12 protein-coding genes are annotated in these 15680 nt (G+C 62.2%); 3 read left to right on the plus strand and 9 right to left on the minus strand.

Annotation, left to right across the window (positions count from 1 at the left end):
- Nucleotides 1-3 precede the first annotated feature (3 nt).
- Genes JFV30_RS33315 through JFV30_RS25605 form a run of 6 tightly spaced genes read right to left on the minus strand, consistent with a single transcriptional unit; the run spans nucleotide 4 to nucleotide 7762 of the window.
- Nucleotides 4-147 carry a hypothetical protein gene (locus tag JFV30_RS33315; RefSeq protein ID WP_242487115.1) on the minus strand — a complete coding sequence of 48 codons (144 nt, stop codon included), beginning with the start codon at nucleotides 145-147 and terminating at the stop codon, nucleotides 4-6.
- On the minus strand, nucleotides 129-1232 hold the full coding sequence (locus JFV30_RS25585) for an MFS transporter (protein ID WP_242487116.1): 1104 nt from the start codon (nucleotides 1230-1232) through the stop codon (nucleotides 129-131). Before JFV30_RS25585 ends, JFV30_RS33315 begins: the two co-directional genes overlap by 19 nt.
- Nucleotides 1229-3649 carry an efflux RND transporter permease subunit gene (locus JFV30_RS25590; protein WP_201125486.1) on the minus strand — a complete coding sequence of 807 codons (2421 nt, stop codon included), beginning with the start codon at nucleotides 3647-3649 and terminating at the stop codon, nucleotides 1229-1231. The genes JFV30_RS25585 and JFV30_RS25590 overlap by 4 nt, the downstream gene beginning before the upstream one ends.
- The gene (locus JFV30_RS25595; protein ID WP_201125487.1) at nucleotides 3646-4701 is read right to left on the minus strand and encodes a WD40/YVTN/BNR-like repeat-containing protein; all 1056 of its coding nucleotides are present in this window, start codon (nucleotides 4699-4701) and stop codon (nucleotides 3646-3648) included. Before JFV30_RS25595 ends, JFV30_RS25590 begins: the two co-directional genes overlap by 4 nt.
- On the minus strand, nucleotides 4701-6050 hold the full coding sequence (locus JFV30_RS25600; protein ID WP_169386438.1) for a DUF1329 domain-containing protein: 1350 nt from the start codon (nucleotides 6048-6050) through the stop codon (nucleotides 4701-4703). The genes JFV30_RS25595 and JFV30_RS25600 overlap by 1 nt, the downstream gene beginning before the upstream one ends.
- 38 nt (nucleotides 6051-6088) lie before the next feature.
- Nucleotides 6089-7762, minus strand: coding sequence for a DUF1302 domain-containing protein (locus JFV30_RS25605; protein ID WP_242487117.1), 1674 nt, complete (start codon nucleotides 7760-7762; stop codon nucleotides 6089-6091).
- Between the two features lie 176 nt (nucleotides 7763-7938).
- Between JFV30_RS25605 and JFV30_RS25610 the strand changes: the two genes are divergently transcribed.
- Complete coding sequence (locus JFV30_RS25610) at nucleotides 7939-8880, plus strand: LysR family transcriptional regulator (protein ID WP_010174609.1); 942 nt, start codon at nucleotides 7939-7941, stop codon at nucleotides 8878-8880.
- On the opposite strand, the gene tam is transcribed toward JFV30_RS25610, so the two are convergent.
- Entirely contained in the window at nucleotides 8864-9625 is a 762-nt protein-coding gene (gene tam, locus JFV30_RS25615) for a trans-aconitate 2-methyltransferase (RefSeq protein WP_201125488.1), read from the minus strand. The genes JFV30_RS25610 and tam overlap by 17 nt on opposite strands.
- A 103-nt stretch (nucleotides 9626-9728) precedes the next feature.
- Here tam and JFV30_RS25620 point away from each other — a divergent pair, with 103 nt between their 5' ends.
- Nucleotides 9729-10637 carry a LysR family transcriptional regulator gene (locus JFV30_RS25620; protein ID WP_201125489.1) on the plus strand — a complete coding sequence of 303 codons (909 nt, stop codon included), beginning with the start codon at nucleotides 9729-9731 and terminating at the stop codon, nucleotides 10635-10637.
- 90 nt (nucleotides 10638-10727) lie between these two features.
- On the opposite strand, the gene JFV30_RS25625 is transcribed toward JFV30_RS25620, so the two are convergent.
- On the minus strand, nucleotides 10728-11246 hold the full coding sequence (locus JFV30_RS25625) for a single-stranded DNA-binding protein (protein WP_003210042.1): 519 nt from the start codon (nucleotides 11244-11246) through the stop codon (nucleotides 10728-10730).
- A 9-nt stretch (nucleotides 11247-11255) separates the two neighbouring features.
- The gene (locus JFV30_RS25630; RefSeq protein WP_010174606.1) at nucleotides 11256-12650 is read right to left on the minus strand and encodes an MFS transporter; all 1395 of its coding nucleotides are present in this window, start codon (nucleotides 12648-12650) and stop codon (nucleotides 11256-11258) included.
- 178 nt (nucleotides 12651-12828) lie between these two features.
- Here JFV30_RS25630 and uvrA point away from each other — a divergent pair, with 178 nt between their 5' ends.
- Nucleotides 12829-15663 carry an excinuclease ABC subunit UvrA gene (gene uvrA / locus JFV30_RS25635; RefSeq protein ID WP_010174605.1) on the plus strand — a complete coding sequence of 945 codons (2835 nt, stop codon included), beginning with the start codon at nucleotides 12829-12831 and terminating at the stop codon, nucleotides 15661-15663.
- The last annotated feature ends 17 nt before the right edge of the window (nucleotides 15664-15680 follow it).

Genomic DNA, 15680 nt, shown 5'->3' on the forward strand with positions numbered 1-15680 from the left:
CGGTTAATGCAGGACCATGTCGTCCGACACTTGAATCGGATCAAGCAGCCGCACGCCGGCCAGCCACGGTGCGATCAGCGAAAACAGGGCCGCCAGCAGCAATCCCCAGCCGACCATGGCCACCGCGCCTACACGCCCATCGGACACACCGGACAACGCCATGACCAATAACGGGCTGGCAAACTGGCCGCCGAAAAACCCGCGTTGAACAGGCCGGTACCTTTGCCGCGGTGTTCGAAGCTCAGGGTGGAAAGTGCCCAACTGAGGACCGTGGGCAACGCCAGCCCGCCGCCCAGGCCGTTGACCATCACGGCGATGACCGCCGTGCGGTAGTCGACGGCGTTGGCCAGCAGCAAAATGCCGATGCCGGACACCACAAACGCCAGCGCCAGCAGCAAGCCCGGGCCGAACCGGCTCAGGCGCCGGAAGCACAGGGCACCGACAAACACCGCCGAATGGCCCAGGCCGATGGCCATGCCAATGCGCTGCGGCGAATCAATGCCGATGTGTTCCAGCAGGAAACCGGTTTGTACCGGAACAATGAAAAAGCCCAGGGACGCCAGCACGGTCATGCCGCAAATCACCGACAGTGAGCGCCAGGGAAAACCTGTGCTCCGCGCCACCTCAACGGCCGCGCTGGCGCCCCGCAACGATTCGCGCAACGCCAGGTGCATCAACGGCGCAAGCAGCAGGCCCACGATGTACACCGCAAACGGCAGGCGCCAACCGTGCTCGCCGATGATTCCGCCCAGCATGAAAAACGCGGTGGCCGACAGTGAGGTGACGATGGTTTGCCACGAGAGCAATTGCACTCGGTCGCGGCCGTCGAAGTAGTCGCCGATCAGCGCGGTGCAGCAGGTCATGATCGCCGCCTCCGCCAGGCCCAGGCCGGCGCGGCTGAGCAGGATCGCGTCGAGGTTATCCAGCACCAGCGGCAGCGGCCCGCAGATGCCATACAGCAGCATCGCCAACACCAGCAGGCGCTTGCGCCCGATGCGGTCGGAGAGCCAGCCGGCGAACGGCGAAAACAACGCGATCATCAGCGCCGGCAACGTCAGCACGATGGGCACGATCAGCCCGACGTTGGCTGTGCCGGAAAAGTGTTCGGCGATGCGTGGCAACACCGGGGCAATCAACACCCCACCGAGAATCGGCAGGCAACTGCCGAGCAACAACAACGGGCCTGATCCGCGCGGGCGAGGCGCGGGGGCAGCTTGCGAGGACGGGTTCATGCGGGGTTTCCTATTGTTGTTATCGGGTGTTCAAAACGTGCATCAGGCAGCAGGAAATGCGCCAGGGCCGGCAGCAACACCAGTGCACCGAGCATGTTCAACAGGAACATGAAAGCCAGCAGAATGCCCATGTCTGCCTGGAACTTGATCGGTGAAAAACCCCAGGTGGCGACGCCGACTGCCAGGGTTACCCCCGTCAGCATCACCACTTTGCCAGTGAACAGCAGCGCCTGGTAATAGGCTTGGGACAGGCTGTCACCTGCCTTGCGCCGCGCCAGCAAAATGCTCATGACGTACAGCGCGTAGTCCACGCCGATGCCGACGCCCAAGGCGATCACCGGCAAGGTCGCAACCTTGACGCCGATGCCCAGCCACACCATCAGCACCTCGCACAGGATCGAGGTGAGCATCAGCGGCAGGATCACGCAGACCACCGCGGCAAGGGAGCGGAAGGTCAGCAGGCACAGCACGATCACCGCGCCGTAGACCCAGTACAACATGTCGTGATTGGCCTGCTTGACCACGATATTGGTCGCGGCTTCGATGCCCGCATTGCCGGCCGCCAGCAGGAACTTCACGTCGGCGGTGTCATTGGCCTGGGCGAAGGCCTCGACTTCATTCACCAGCCGCGTCAACGTCACGGCTTTGTGGTCACGCAAGTAGGCGTAGAGCGTGAGGGTGTTGCAACTCTGGTTGAACAGCTCACGCGGTGCCCGCCCGGTGATGGAGTTGAGCAACGCCTGGTTCCGGGTCAGGTCGTACCACTTCGGGTTGCCTTCGCTCATGCCCACCAACAGGCTGCGGTTGAGGCTGGCCAGCGACGCCGTGGACTCCACGCCCGGCAGTTGGCGCAAGCGCCACTCCAGGGCATCCACGCGCATCAAGGTGGTGTAGTCGGAGCAGGCGCCGTCAGGTGTACGCACGATCACCGCGAACACGTCGCTGCTGGCGCCGTAGTGGGCGACCATAAACCCGTTGTCGCGGTTATAGCGCGAGTCGGCCCGCAGCTCCGGGGCGCCGGCGTCGAGATCGCCGACTTGCAGCTGCTGGCTGACCCACCAGCCGCCGCCGGCCAGCAATGCGCTGATCATCAGCGTGCCGGTGGCCCAACGGCGCTGGGTAAACCGGTCGAGGAACGCCCACAACGGATGCTTGCGCCCGTGCCGGTCAGCCTCTTCACTGCGCAGGCTGCGCGCGGCGGCCCGTGCACTGACACCCCAGTAGCTGAGGAGAATCGGCAGCAGGATCAGGTTGGTGAACACCAGCACCGCGACACCCATGCTGGCGATCAATGCCAGGTCCTGGATGACCTTGATGTCGATCAGCATCAACACGCCAAACCCCACCGCGTCACACAGCAAGGCGGTAAGGCCGGCGAGAAACAACCGCCGAAAGGTGAAGCGCGCCGCCACTTGCCGGTGCATGCCGCGCCCGATGTCTTGCATGATGCCGTTCATTTTCTGTGCGCCATGGCTCATGCCGATGGCCAACACCAGGAACGGTACAAGCACCGAATAGGGGTCAAGTTCGAACCCCAGCAACGCCACCAGGCCCAGTTGCCAGACCACCGCAATCAACGAGCAGGCCATCACCAGCAAGGTGCTGCGCAGGCAGCGGGTGAATGCGTAGAGCATCAACGTGGCGATCAGAATCGCCGCCGCGAAAAACAGCAGCACCTGGCGCAACCCATCGATCAGGTCGCCCACCACCTTGATGAAACCGGTGATGTGAATCGTCAGGCCCTGAGCCTGGAACTCGCTGCGCAGTTGCTCCAGCTGTTGGGACAACGCGCTGTAGTCGAGGGCTTTACCGGTTTGCGCGTCGACGTCCATCAAGGGCACGAAGATCAGGCTGGAGCGGCCGTCCAGGGCGATGGTCTGGCCGATCTCACCGGAGCGCGTGGCATTGCGGCGCACCGTTTCCAGGCTGCTGGCCGAACCGTCGTAGTCATCGGGGATCACCCGGCCGCCTTCCACGCCCTCCTCGGTCACCGCCATCCAGCGCATGTTGGGGGTCCACAGGGATTTCATGAAAGGCCGGTCGACACCCGGCAGCAAAAATACTTTGTCGTTAAGACGGGCCAGCAATTCCAGGTAGTGCGCGTCGTAAATGGTGGTGCCGGGCGCCTCGACGGCGATGCGAACCGCGTTGCCCAACCCGGTGAGTTCCTTTTGGTTGGCCAGGTAATTGGCAATGTAGGGATGCCCCGTGGGGATCATTTTTTCAAAGCTGGCGTTGAGCCCAAGGCGGGTGCTGGCGGCGCCGAGGCCCAGGGTCAACAGCAGGCACAGCCACAGCACGAGGCTGCGATGGTTGAACAGCGCCCGCTCAATCAGCGAGCCGGAATGGCGGTCGAAGTCCTGGAGACTGTGCTCAGGGCCTCGCTGCAGGTCGAGCGGATTACGAAGATGCGTCATTGCCCGTTCACCTGTTCCAATCGTTTGATGCCGCGCGCGCCCACCACGACCCACTGGCCGTCGCCCGCCTGACTGAGGGAAGCCACCGCGCCAACGGCCGGCAGCCCTTGCTCGCGTAAAGCATCGCCCTCGGCGCTGAGTAAAAGGTGGCCACTCTGGTCAGCGAGCATCACACCGGCGCGGGTTGAACGCGCTGCGACCACGCTGCTGTTGAACGGGTTATTCACGGCCTGCCATTGCTGGCCCTGATCGCTACTGCGCCAGACGTTCCCGCGCAATCCCGCCACCAGGACCGAGCCATCGGCTGCCAGGTTCAGGGTAAAAAAGCTGCCGTCGTACGGGCTGGGCAACCGCGTGAAATGCGCGCCACCGTCTGCGGATGTCCACAACGCGCCCTGTTCTCCCGCGACGAAAATCCGTAGGCCTTGAACAGCGATCGCGTACAGGTGATTGCCCGCCGGGTTGTCCAGGCGGTCGACCCAGGACTGCCAGCTCACGCCACCGTCTTCGGTATGCAGGATCAGGCCGAAAGCACCCACCACAGTGCCTTGCCGTTCGTTGCTGAAATGCACGGCCAGCCAGGGTTTGTCGGCACCGTCTGCGACAAACCCCTGGGCCGCCTTGAGTTGCCGTGCGGAGGCGTCCGGGGCCGCACGCACGACATCGAGTACGCGTTGGGCGGCGGCGTTGCCGTCCAGTTGGAGCTGCCAGCTTTCGCCACCGTCGACGGTGTGCAGGACCACGCCGGCATGCCCCACTGCCCAGCCTTGCGCGGCCGTGGCAAAGCTGACCGAGGTCAGGCTTGCGCTGGTGGGCACCGGGGCCTGGCGCCAGTGTTGGCCGCCGTCGTCCGAAAGCACGATCAAGCCCTGCTCACCGACGGCCACCAGGCGTGCTCCTGCCTGGGCGATATCGATAAGCACTGCCTGGGTGGGCGCCGCCACCTGCAACGCCGGGCGCTGCAGGACATCACTGACGGGCGCCTCGGCAGCAGCGGCTGCCAGGCAAATGCCCAGCACGCCCAGCGCCAGCCATACGGGTTGCCCGCGCATCAACGCACACCATCGGCCGCCAGGCCGTCCGGGCTGAAATCACTGTCGGGGAACGGCGCGACCACATCGTTGTGCACGCGTTTTTCGGTGACCACGTTGTGGGCCATCCAGGCACCGGTCTGCAGGTCGTATTGGCCGTATAAACCGCGCACCAGCCCGGGCAATTGCGGCATCAGGTACGGCAATTGAAAGTAGGTGCGCCACAATTGGTGATTGGCGTCCCAGCTGTCGCCGAGTACGGCCATCCAGGTGTCTTCGTCTACGTAGAAGCGGCGCTTGGGCATGCTGTGGCGTTTGCCGGCGACCAGGTTGCCTTCAATCACCCACACGCGATGCAGTTCCCAGCGCATGTGGTCGGGGTTGAGGAAACGTTCGCCGAGGATCGCGTCGTCCTTGGCCGGTTGCAGGATCTTGTTGCTGTTGTAGGGAATCAGCATTTCCTGCTTGCCGACGATCTTCCAGTCATAGCGGTCGAGCGGTCCGGTGAATACCGAGACCTCGTCAAAGTTGGCCACACCGGAACTGGTGGGCGTGGGCGTGTCGTAAGACGACACCGGCAGTTTGCGCACACGGCGCTGGCCGGCCAGGTAGACCCAGGATTGCGGGCCGCCGTTGGCGTAATCCAGCGGCTCACGGCCCAGCAAGGCTTCACCGGCCCGTTGCGGCGGGCCGAGGTTGACCAGGCGGGTCATCCAGTACACCCCTTTGTATTCGGGTTTACCGTCCTGGAAGTAATACGGCATCTCGCGCTGCGCCTGTACCGTGGCTGACAGAATGCGCTGGCCGCTGGCGGTGATCACGTACACGTTGTAGTCGTTCTTCCAGGCCACGCCGCGCCAGCTCAGGTGATGGTTCCAGATCACTTCGGCGCCGGTGGTCGGGACAGGGAACGGAATGCCGCCACTGGCGCCTTCCAGGGTGTTGCCCTCATGAGTGAGGTGCGCGGCCGTGGCGTTTTTCAGGGTGTTGTCGTAGACCCATTGCGGCGCGGCGGCGGTGCGCCGGCTCGGGTACACGTCGATGCGGTAGGTCGGGTATTTGGCGAACAGCGCTTTTTGCCCGTCGCTGAGTTTGTCGGCGTACTGCGCGACGTTTTGCGGGGTGACCGAGTACAGCGGTTTGTCACTGGCAAAGTAGTCCGGCAGGCGCGGGCCCGGGTTGACGCCAGCCGGCACCTGGGTAAAACCCTTGTCCCACGCGGGAATACTGCCATCGGCATTGCCGGCGCGCTCGGCACCCAACGGGGTGAGCGTGGACTTGAGTTGCTGGGCCTGGGCGTCGGTTGCAGCCCAGCCTGAGGGCGCGACGGCCACCAACAGACCCGCGAGCATCAACGGTTGGAGTTTCATGAAACACACCTCTGTTTATTGTTGTTATGCAGCCACGGTCAAAATGATCGCTGGACGGTAAAGGCGATAAAGTCGCGGTCCTTGAGCGGTTGCCCATAGGTGTTGGCGTTACGGCTATCGAGGAAGTTGTCGCTGCCGCCGATGTAGTGCGTGTAGTTGAGGCCGGCCTTCCAGGTTTGCAGGTACTCAAGCTGCAGGCCGATGCTCACATCACCGCCTTTGTCGCCCACGCCGTTGTTGAATTTGCTGATCACCGACGAGCGCCCTTTCGGGTTGTAGCCCAGGCCGAGCGGCACACTCAGGTCGACGCCGGGGTACACCTGGAAGAAGTTGGGGGTGAAGCTCATGCGCACGCCCCAGGCATCGCGCTCGCTGTTGGGGTCGAGCGCGGCAGCGTTTTTGGTGATGCTGGTGCGCCGGTGCCAGGCCACTTCACCCGCCAGGCTGGCGGAGTCCCAAATGCCGTTGCTGTTGAACGAGTAGAGGCTGGAGAGCTGGGCGTGCAGCGAGTTGCCCACGGCATACAGGGCATGGCTGTCGTTGTCTCCCAAGCCCGTCGGGTTGGCCTGGGACACGCTCACCAGCGGCGTATTGCGCCGTACCGAGACTTCACCGGCAACGTTGGCATCGCCCACCGAGGTGCTGAAGCTGGCGCCAAAAGCGCGAATCCCTTCGGCGTACACCAGTTGGTATTCGCCCAGTTGACCGGTCAACGGGTTGGGCCCGCCGGGATTGGCGCGGGTGTAAACCATCGGGTCTTTGGCGTGGTAGCGGATTGCATAGAGGCCAAAATCGGTGTTCCAGTCTTCAGGCGAAAACCGCAGCGACAGACCGTACTGGCCCTTGTCATCGGCCTTGATGTCCTTGCCGTGGAAGAACGCCAACGGTTGTTGGTTGGGGCCGATCGGGCCACCCACAATCAAGCGCTCACCGCCCTCGCCCACCACATCCGAGGTGGAAAAATAACTGCCCACGGCGGGGATGCGGTTCTCTTCCCACGCAAACTGGTAGTACGCCGCCACCGAGACATTCGGCCGCAACTGGACCTGCCCGGAGAATTGGTTGACCGGGCGAATCAATTCCTTGAACGGCGTATTGGGTACAGAGGTGGCCTTGATGATGTCCACCGGTGCTTGCCCGCCCGCAATGCCGTTGGCCCCGAAGAACAGGCTTTCGCCCCACAGCACGGTGTGCCGGCCCAGGCGGAAACTGGTGGGCAGTTCGCCGAGGTTGCCCTTGCCGAAGACAAACGCATCGAGGATCTCGGCGTCGCTGCCGTGCAGCTTGCGGGTGTCGTCCGTGAAGTGGTCGTAGCTGACTGAGCGCTGATTGGCGGTGGCCGGGGAATCGTTGTCGTTGCTGCCTTCATACACGCTGTCATACCAGCCGGCCGCACTGACGCGGGCGCCGAAGTTGTTATAGCGCGCATCAAATTCGGACAGGATATTCAGCCGGTTGGAGATCAGGCCTTTGTTGAAGTTACGGTCGCTGTCGTCCTGGTTGACCGTGCTGACAAGCTTGCTGTCCCGGTCTTTGACGCGCCAGGCAGCGTTGTACTTGAGGGTGTTGTCCCAACGCAGACGCACGTCTGAATCGCCGGTGTCGATTTCAAATGCACCCGCGTGATGGACCCAGCCCACTGCGGCAAGCGCCGCGGCGAGAGTGGCCCAATGGCAAGGCGGCCGGACGCTGCTCATACGTTCCCGTTTCATCAATACCAACCTCTGACTTGTTATTTTTGTCTTGAAAGGTCTTTTGAGAACCGGCGCTCCTGCCGCTTCTGGAATCGATAATAGGGAGGGCCAAACAATCCGAACAATCGATTATCGGGATGCCATCCATCCAAAAAAAGTGATACAACGCGCCATGCTCATCTGGAGGCACGACCATGCGTTTTCATCACCTGGATTTGAATTTGCTGGTGGTCCTCGACACCCTGCTCACCGAACAGAACATCACGCGCGCCGCGCAGCGCCTGAACGTCAGCCAGTCGGCGGCCAGCGGCTTGCTGGCGCGGTTGCGCGATTATTTTGATGATGAGTTGCTGGTGCAGGTGGGGCGCAAGATGTTGCCGACGCCACTCGCCCAAGGCCTGGCCGAGCCGGTGCGTCGGGTGCTGCTGGATATTCAATCGACGATCGTCAACAAACCCGAGTTTGACCCGCTGACCTGCAAGCGCCACTTCAAGCTGATCGCCACCGATTTTGTGACCACGGTCATTCTCGGCCCGCTGACCCAACGCCTGCAGCAACGGGCGCCGCACATCACGCTCGATATCCAGCACGCCTCCGATCACTACAACCAGATGCTGACCCAGGGCGAAGTGGACTTTGTGATCATGCCCGATCAGTACCTGTCGGACCTGCATGCCAAGGAGCTGTTGTTCGAGGATGACTACCAGTGCGTGGTCTGGTCGCAGAACAGCCTGGTGGGCGATCACCTCAGCCTGGAGGAGTACCTGAGCCTGGGGCACATTGCGGTCAACTTCGGCAGTGCCCGCGAACCCAGCTTCAGTGAAAAAATCCTTCAGGGGTATGGCCAGGCGCGCCGGGTCGAGTTGACCACCAGCAGCTTCAACACGGTGCCGCATCTGCTGGTGGGCACCCAACGGGTCGCGGTGATCCCGCGAAGCCTGGCGACCCTGTATGGCGATTTTTTGTCATTGCGCGCGCTGGCGCCGCCCTTTGAACTGCCGTTGCTGCGCGAATTCACCTTGTGGAACAAAGTGCTCGACAGTGACCCGGCGCACCGCTGGATGCGCCACTTGCTTCAGGAAGTGGCGGCGGAATACAGCGAGCGGGTGGCGGGGTTGTTCAACGGGTCGCGATGATGAACAGCCGAGGGAACGGCAGCAGGACGGTGCCATCGGCCAGCGCCGGATAGGCCTGGGTGATCCGCGCCAGGTACTCATCGAGGAAGGCGCTCTTCTCTGAGTCAGTCAGGGGCGCCAGGAACGGACGCAATGCCGACCCCTTGAACCACTCCACCACTGCGGTAGAGCCTGCCAGTGGATGGTGGTACGTGGTGCGCCATACATCCACGGTGGAGCAGTGTTTGCTCAGCAGCTCAAAGTAGTAGCTCGCGGTATGGCGTTCGTTGTGTTTCACCGCGCCGATTTTTGCGGCCCACGGGCCGTCGGCCGCGATTTCCCGCGCCAGCTTGTGGGCCGGCTCATCAAGGTTGTCGGGCGTCTGCACGGCCAGGGTGCCGCCTTCGGTCAGTTGATTGACCAAGTGCGGATACAACGCGGCGTGGTCAGGCAGCCATTGCAACGATGCATTGGCGAGGATGACGTCGAATTTCTGCGCCGGGTTCCAGGCGCCGATGTCAGCCAATTCGAAGTTCAACGTGGGCAGGCGCTTGCGGGCATCGACCAGCATGTCATCGGAACTGTCCATGCCGGTGACCAATGCCTTCGGAAAACGCTCGGCCAGCACCTCGGTGGAATTGCCCGGGCCGCATCCCAGGTCGACGGCAGTGCGCACGTCGCCCTCAGGGATAGCCGCCACCAGATCCCGGACGGGACGGGTGCGCTGTTGTTCGAACATCGAGTATTGCTTGGCTGACCAGGTCATTGCGGCATTCCTTCTTCTGTGAGGAGTGACGACAGCCTAAATCTTGTGATCCATGAGAACAAATGCCAGGATTGATCATCTCCCATACCTCAAAAGTATTCCTATGCTGGAACTCAGGCAGCTCAAGGCCTTCGTCGCGATTGCCGAAGAAGGCTACATCACCCGCGCGGCAGAACGACTGGGCATGCAGCAGCCGCCCCTGACGCGCCTGTTGCAAAGCCTGGAAGCCGAATTGGGCGTGGTGCTGATGGAGCGCCTGCCACGGGGCGTGCGCCCGACCACGGCGGGTTTGGCCTTGCTGGAGGAAGCTCGACATATTCTGGCCAGCGTCGACGGCGTGGCCGACATTGTGCGCCGCGCCGCCCGGGGTGAACGCGGGCGGCTGGCCATTGGTTTTACCAGCTCTGCCGCCTTGCATCCGTTTGTACCCAGCGTGTTGCGCCTGTTTCGGGAAACCTTTGTCGGCGTTTCCGTGGTCCTGGAAGAAGCCGGTACCGGCGAGCTATTGGACGCGTTGCTGCATGAAAAACTCGATGCGGCGTTCATCCGCTCGCCGCTGAGCGGGACACAAGCGTTGCAGGATGAGCCGATTCTGGTGGAGCCGATGTTGCTGGCGCTGCCCACTGATCATCCGTTGGCGACCGCCCCGTCGACCCCGCTGCCGTTGGCGGCATTGGCGACGGAGGCATTTGTACTGTATCGGCGTCGGGTGGGATTGGGGTTGTATGACGCGATTCTGGTGGCGTGCCGTGAGGCGGGGTTCAGCCCGCAGGTGGTGCAGGAGGCGCCGCGCATGACGGCGACGTTGAGCCTGGTAGCTGCGGGGCTTGGGGTTTCGATTGTGCCCGCCTCCATGCAGCGCTTGCGGGGTGACGGGATTGTGTATCGCGAGCTTTCGGAATGCCGGAGCCTGGTGGCGCCGTTGCACCTGGCGACCCGGGTGGGTGATACGTCGTCGGTACTGGAAAGGTTTCGGGAGCTGGTGGTGAACGCCGCGTCTACCGACGTATAGCAGGTCGGCGGGCACGAAACGAAAAACCCCCGAGGCCAAGGCCATCGGGGGTTTTCAGGTGTTACGCGACAGTTCGGGTCTCAAGCGACCTCAGAACGGAATATCGTCATCAAAGCTGTCGAAGTCGGCTGCCGGCTGAGGCGCTGCCTGCTGTGGCGCTGGACGCGACTCACGCTGTGGCTGCTGGGTTGGCTGCGGACGCGACTGCTGCTGTGGACGCGGTGCCGAGTTGGACATGCCACCCTGGCCCTGTTGGTCGCCCTGTGGACGGCCGCCCAGCAGTTGCATGGTGCCTTGCATGTCGACCACGATTTCAGTGGTGTAACGCTTGATGCCGTCTTTTTCCCACTCGCGGGTCTGCAGTTTGCCTTCGATATAGACCTGCGAACCTTTGCGCAGGTATTCACCGGCGATCTCAGCAACCTTGCCGAACATCGACACACGGTGCCATTCGGTTTTCTCGACCTTCTGGCCGGTTTGCTTGTCGGTCCACTGCTCGCTGGTCGCCAGACTCAGGTTGGTCACGGCGTTACCGTTCGGCAGGTAGCGAACTTCGGGATCCTGGCCGCATGTACCGACCAATATGACTTTGTTAACCCCACGGGCCATAACGTTCTCCTAGGCTGGGCGCGCTGTCGGCACTGGGTTGACCAGTTGCTCGAGCGTCGCGCGATCCAATAATTCGGTGTCCAATTTGATGTAAATGGCCGCCTCTTCAGCAACCACGACTGCATCTGTTACCCCAACGACGGCCTTCAGGCGCTCTACCAGACCGGCTTCACGAATCGCTTCGGGCGATAACGGCAGACGCAGGCTTGTGACGTATGGGGGTTCGCGCATGGTAACAGCAAAGGCCAGCCAAAGTGCAGCCAGCCCGGCGCATCCAAGGAACACAACCGACAAACCGCCATGCTGGAACATCCAGCCGCCCATGATCCCGCCCAGTGCAGAACCGAGGAACTGGCTGGTGGAATACACGCCCATCGCCGTGCCTTTGCCGCCGGCCGGTGAAACCTTGCTGATCAGCGAAGGCAATGAAGCCTCCAGCAGGTTGAACGCGGTGAAGAACACCACCGTGCCGATCACCAGCGCCCGCAGGCTGTCGCCGAACTGCCAGAAGAATAGCTCAGTGAGCATCAATGTCGCGACGGCGCCCAGCAGAACTCGTTTCATTTTGCGTTTCTTCTCGCCGTAGATGATGAACGGGATCATGGCGAAGAATGAAATCAGCAGCGCAGTCAGGTAGACCCACCAGTGCTGCTCCTTGGGCAGCCCGGCTTTTTGCACCAGGGCCAGGGGCAAGGCGACGAAGCTGCACATCAGCATCGCGTGTAATACGAAGATACCCAAATCCAGGCGGAGCAGGTCCGGGTGCTTGAGCGTGGGCAGCAGCGCCTGTTTCGCCACGCCGGATTCACGGTGCTGCAACGGCCCGGTGGAACGCGGCACCATGAAGGCGACGATCACGATGCCGAACAACGCCATGCCACCGGTGGCCAGGAACAGGCCGTGCAAGCCGAACGCGCGGGTCAGCAGCGGGCCAACCACCATCGCCACGGCGAACGAAAGACCGATGGTCATGCCGATCATGGCCATGGCCTTGGTGCGGTGTTGTTCGCGGGTCAGGTCGGAAAGCAGCGCCATGACGGCGGCGGAAATCGCCCCCGCGCCTTGCAGGACACGCCCGGCGATCACGCCCCAGATCGAGTCGGCATTGGCGGCGAGCACGCTGCCCAGGGCGAAGACGATCAGCCCCAGGTAGATCACCGGCCGGCGGCCGATGCGGTCGGAAATGATCCCGAACGGAATCTGAAACAGCGCCTGGGTCAGGCCATAGGCGCCAATCGCCAGGCCGATCAGGGCCGGGGTCGCTCCTGCGAGATCCATTCCATAGGTCGCCAGCACCGGCAACACCATAAACATGCCAAGCATACGGAAGGCGAACACCAGGGCCAGACCGCTTGCTGCGCGGGTCTCGCTGCCACTCATGCGTTCGCTGTGGGGATCGTGCATGGAAAAACCTCGTGTGAACCGGCGGCGATTCTACCAGTCCCATCGATTGAGAGGGTATATGCGGCGCTTTGCCGCGCAGCTTTCATGTAAGGCTGCACCCGGCACTTTGACAGTGTATATTCATCCAGTCTTTAGCCGTATACTCCTGCATTATTTACGCCCGCCGTGCGAGGCCATCTTGGACAAGATCCTGATTCGTGGGGCTCGAACCCACAACCTGAAGAACATCGACCTGACCCTGCCACGGGACAAACTGATCGTCATCACCGGCTTGTCCGGGTCCGGCAAGTCGTCCCTGGCGTTTGACACGCTGTACGCCGAAGGCCAGCGCCGCTACGTGGAATCCCTGTCGGCCTATGCCCGCCAGTTCCTGTCGATGATGGAAAAGCCCGACGTCGACACCATTGAAGGCCTGTCGCCAGCGATCTCCATCGAACAGAAATCGACGTCCCACAACCCGCGCTCTACCGTGGGCACCATCACCGAGATCTACGACTACCTGCGCCTGCTGTATGCCCGCGTGGGTATTCCCCGCTGCCCGGACCACGACATTCCCCTGGAAGCCCAGACCGTCAGCCAGATGGTCGACCTGGTGCTGGCCCAGCCGGAAGGCGCCAAGCTGATGCTGCTGGCACCGGTAATTCGCGAGCGCAAGGGTGAACACCTTTCCGTCTTTGAAGAGCTGCGTGCGCAAGGTTTCGTGCGGGCCCGGATCAACGGCAAGCTCTACGAGCTGGACGAAGCGCCGAAGCTGGACAAACAGAAGAAGCACTCGATTGATGTGGTGGTCGACCGGTTCAAGGTGCGTGCCGACTTGCAGCAGCGCCTGGCGGAATCGTTCGAGACCGCGTTGAAGCTGGCCGACGGCATTGCCCTGGTGGCGCCGATGGACGACGAACCCGGCGAAGAAATCATCTTCTCCGCGCGCTTCGCCTGCCCGATCTGCGGCCACGCCATCAGCGAGCTGGAACCGAAACTGTTTTCCTTCAACAACCCGGCCGGCGCCTGCCCGACCTGCGATGGCCTGGGGGTCAAGCAATTCTTCGACATCAAGCGCCTGGTCAACGGTGACCTCACGCTGGCGGAAGGCGCGATACGCGGCTGGGACAGGCGTAACGTCTATTACTTCCAGATGCTGGGTTCGCTGGCGTCGCACTACAAATTCAGCCTCGAAGTGCCCTTCAACGAGCTGACGGCCGAACACCAGAAATTCATCCTGCATGGCAGCGGTTCGCAGAACGTCGACTTCAAGTACCTGAACGACCGTGGCGATATCGTCAAACGCTCCCACCCGTTCGAAGGCATCGTGCCGAACCTGGAGCGCCGTTACCGCGAGACCGAGTCGGCCAGCGTGCGCGAGGAACTGGCCAAGTTCCTGAGCACCCAGCCGTGCCCGGATTGCCGTGGCACCCGCCTGCGCCGTGAAGCGCGGCATGTATGGGTCGGTGAGAAAACCCTGCCGGCGGTGACCAACCTGCCGATTGGCGATGCCTGCGAATACTTCGGCACGCTGAAGTTGACCGGCCGCCGCGGTGAGATTGCCGACAAGATCCTCAAGGAGATCCGCGAACGGCTGCAGTTCCTGGTTAACGTAGGCCTGGACTATCTGTCGCTGGACCGCAGCGCCGACACGCTTTCCGGTGGTGAAGCACAGCGGATTCGCCTGGCCAGCCAGATTGGCGCCGGCCTGGTAGGCGTGCTGTACATTCTTGATGAGCCGTCAATTGGCCTGCATCAACGGGACAACGATCGTCTGCTGGGTACTCTGAAGCACCTGCGGGACATCGGTAACACGGTGATCGTCGTCGAGCACGATGAAGATGCCATTCGTCTTGCGGACTACGTGGTAGATATCGGCCCGGGTGCCGGTGTGCACGGTGGGCATATTGTTGCCGAGGGCACGCCTGCCGAAGTGATGGCGCATCCTGATTCGTTGACCGGTAAATACCTGTCTGGCCGCGTGAAGATCGCCGTGCCGGCCAAACGTACGCCGCGCAACAAGAAGATGGCACTGCACCTCAAGGGCGCGCGTGGCAACAACTTGCGCAATGTTGATCTGGAAATTCCGCTGGGTCTGCTGACCTGTGTGACCGGTGTATCCGGTTCGGGCAAGTCGACACTGATCAACAACACGCTGTTTCCATTGAGCGCCACAGCGCTGAACGGTGCGACCACCCTGGAAGCCGCCGCTCACGACAGCATCAAAGGCCTTGAGCATCTGGACAAGGTGGTCGATATCGACCAAAGCCCGATTGGGCGTACGCCGCGCTCCAACCCGGCGACCTACACCGGGCTGTTCACGCCGATTCGCGAGCTGTTCGCCGGTGTGCCGGAGTCGCGCTCCCGTGGCTACGGGCCTGGGCGGTTCTCGTTCAACGTCAAGGGCGGGCGCTGCGAGGCGTGCCAGGGCGATGGCTTGATCAAGGTGGAGATGCACTTCCTGCCGGACATCTACGTGCCCTGCGACGTGTGCAAGAGCAAGCGCTACAACCGCGAAACCCTGGAGATCAAGTACAAGGGCAAAAGCATCCACGAAACCCTCGAGATGACGATCGAGGAAGCCCGGGTGTTCTTTGATGCGGTACCGGCTCTGGCGCGCAAGCTGCAGACACTGATGGATGTCGGCCTGTCGTACATCAAGCTGGGTCAGTCGGCGACCACGTTGTCGGGTGGCGAGGCGCAGCGGGTCAAGCTGTCTCGCGAGCTGTCCAAGCGTGATACCGGCAAAACCCTGTATATCCTCGATGAGCCGACCACGGGCCTGCACTTTGCCGATATTCAGCAACTGCTGGACGTGCTGCACCGTTTGCGCGACCACGGCAACACGGTGGTGGTGATCGAGCACAACCTGGACGTGATCAAGACCGCCGACTGGCTGGTGGACCTTGGGCCGGAAGGCGGCTCCAAAGGTGGGCAAATCATTGCGGTCGGCACACCGGAGCAAGTGTCTGAGATGAAGCAATCTCACACCGGCTTCTACCTCAAGCCTCTGTTGGCCCGCGACAAGGACTGATTATTCAGGCCCACGAA

The sequence above is a fragment of the Pseudomonas sp. TH32 genome, assembly GCF_016650855.1.
Classification (GTDB): domain Bacteria; phylum Pseudomonadota; class Gammaproteobacteria; order Pseudomonadales; family Pseudomonadaceae; genus Aquipseudomonas.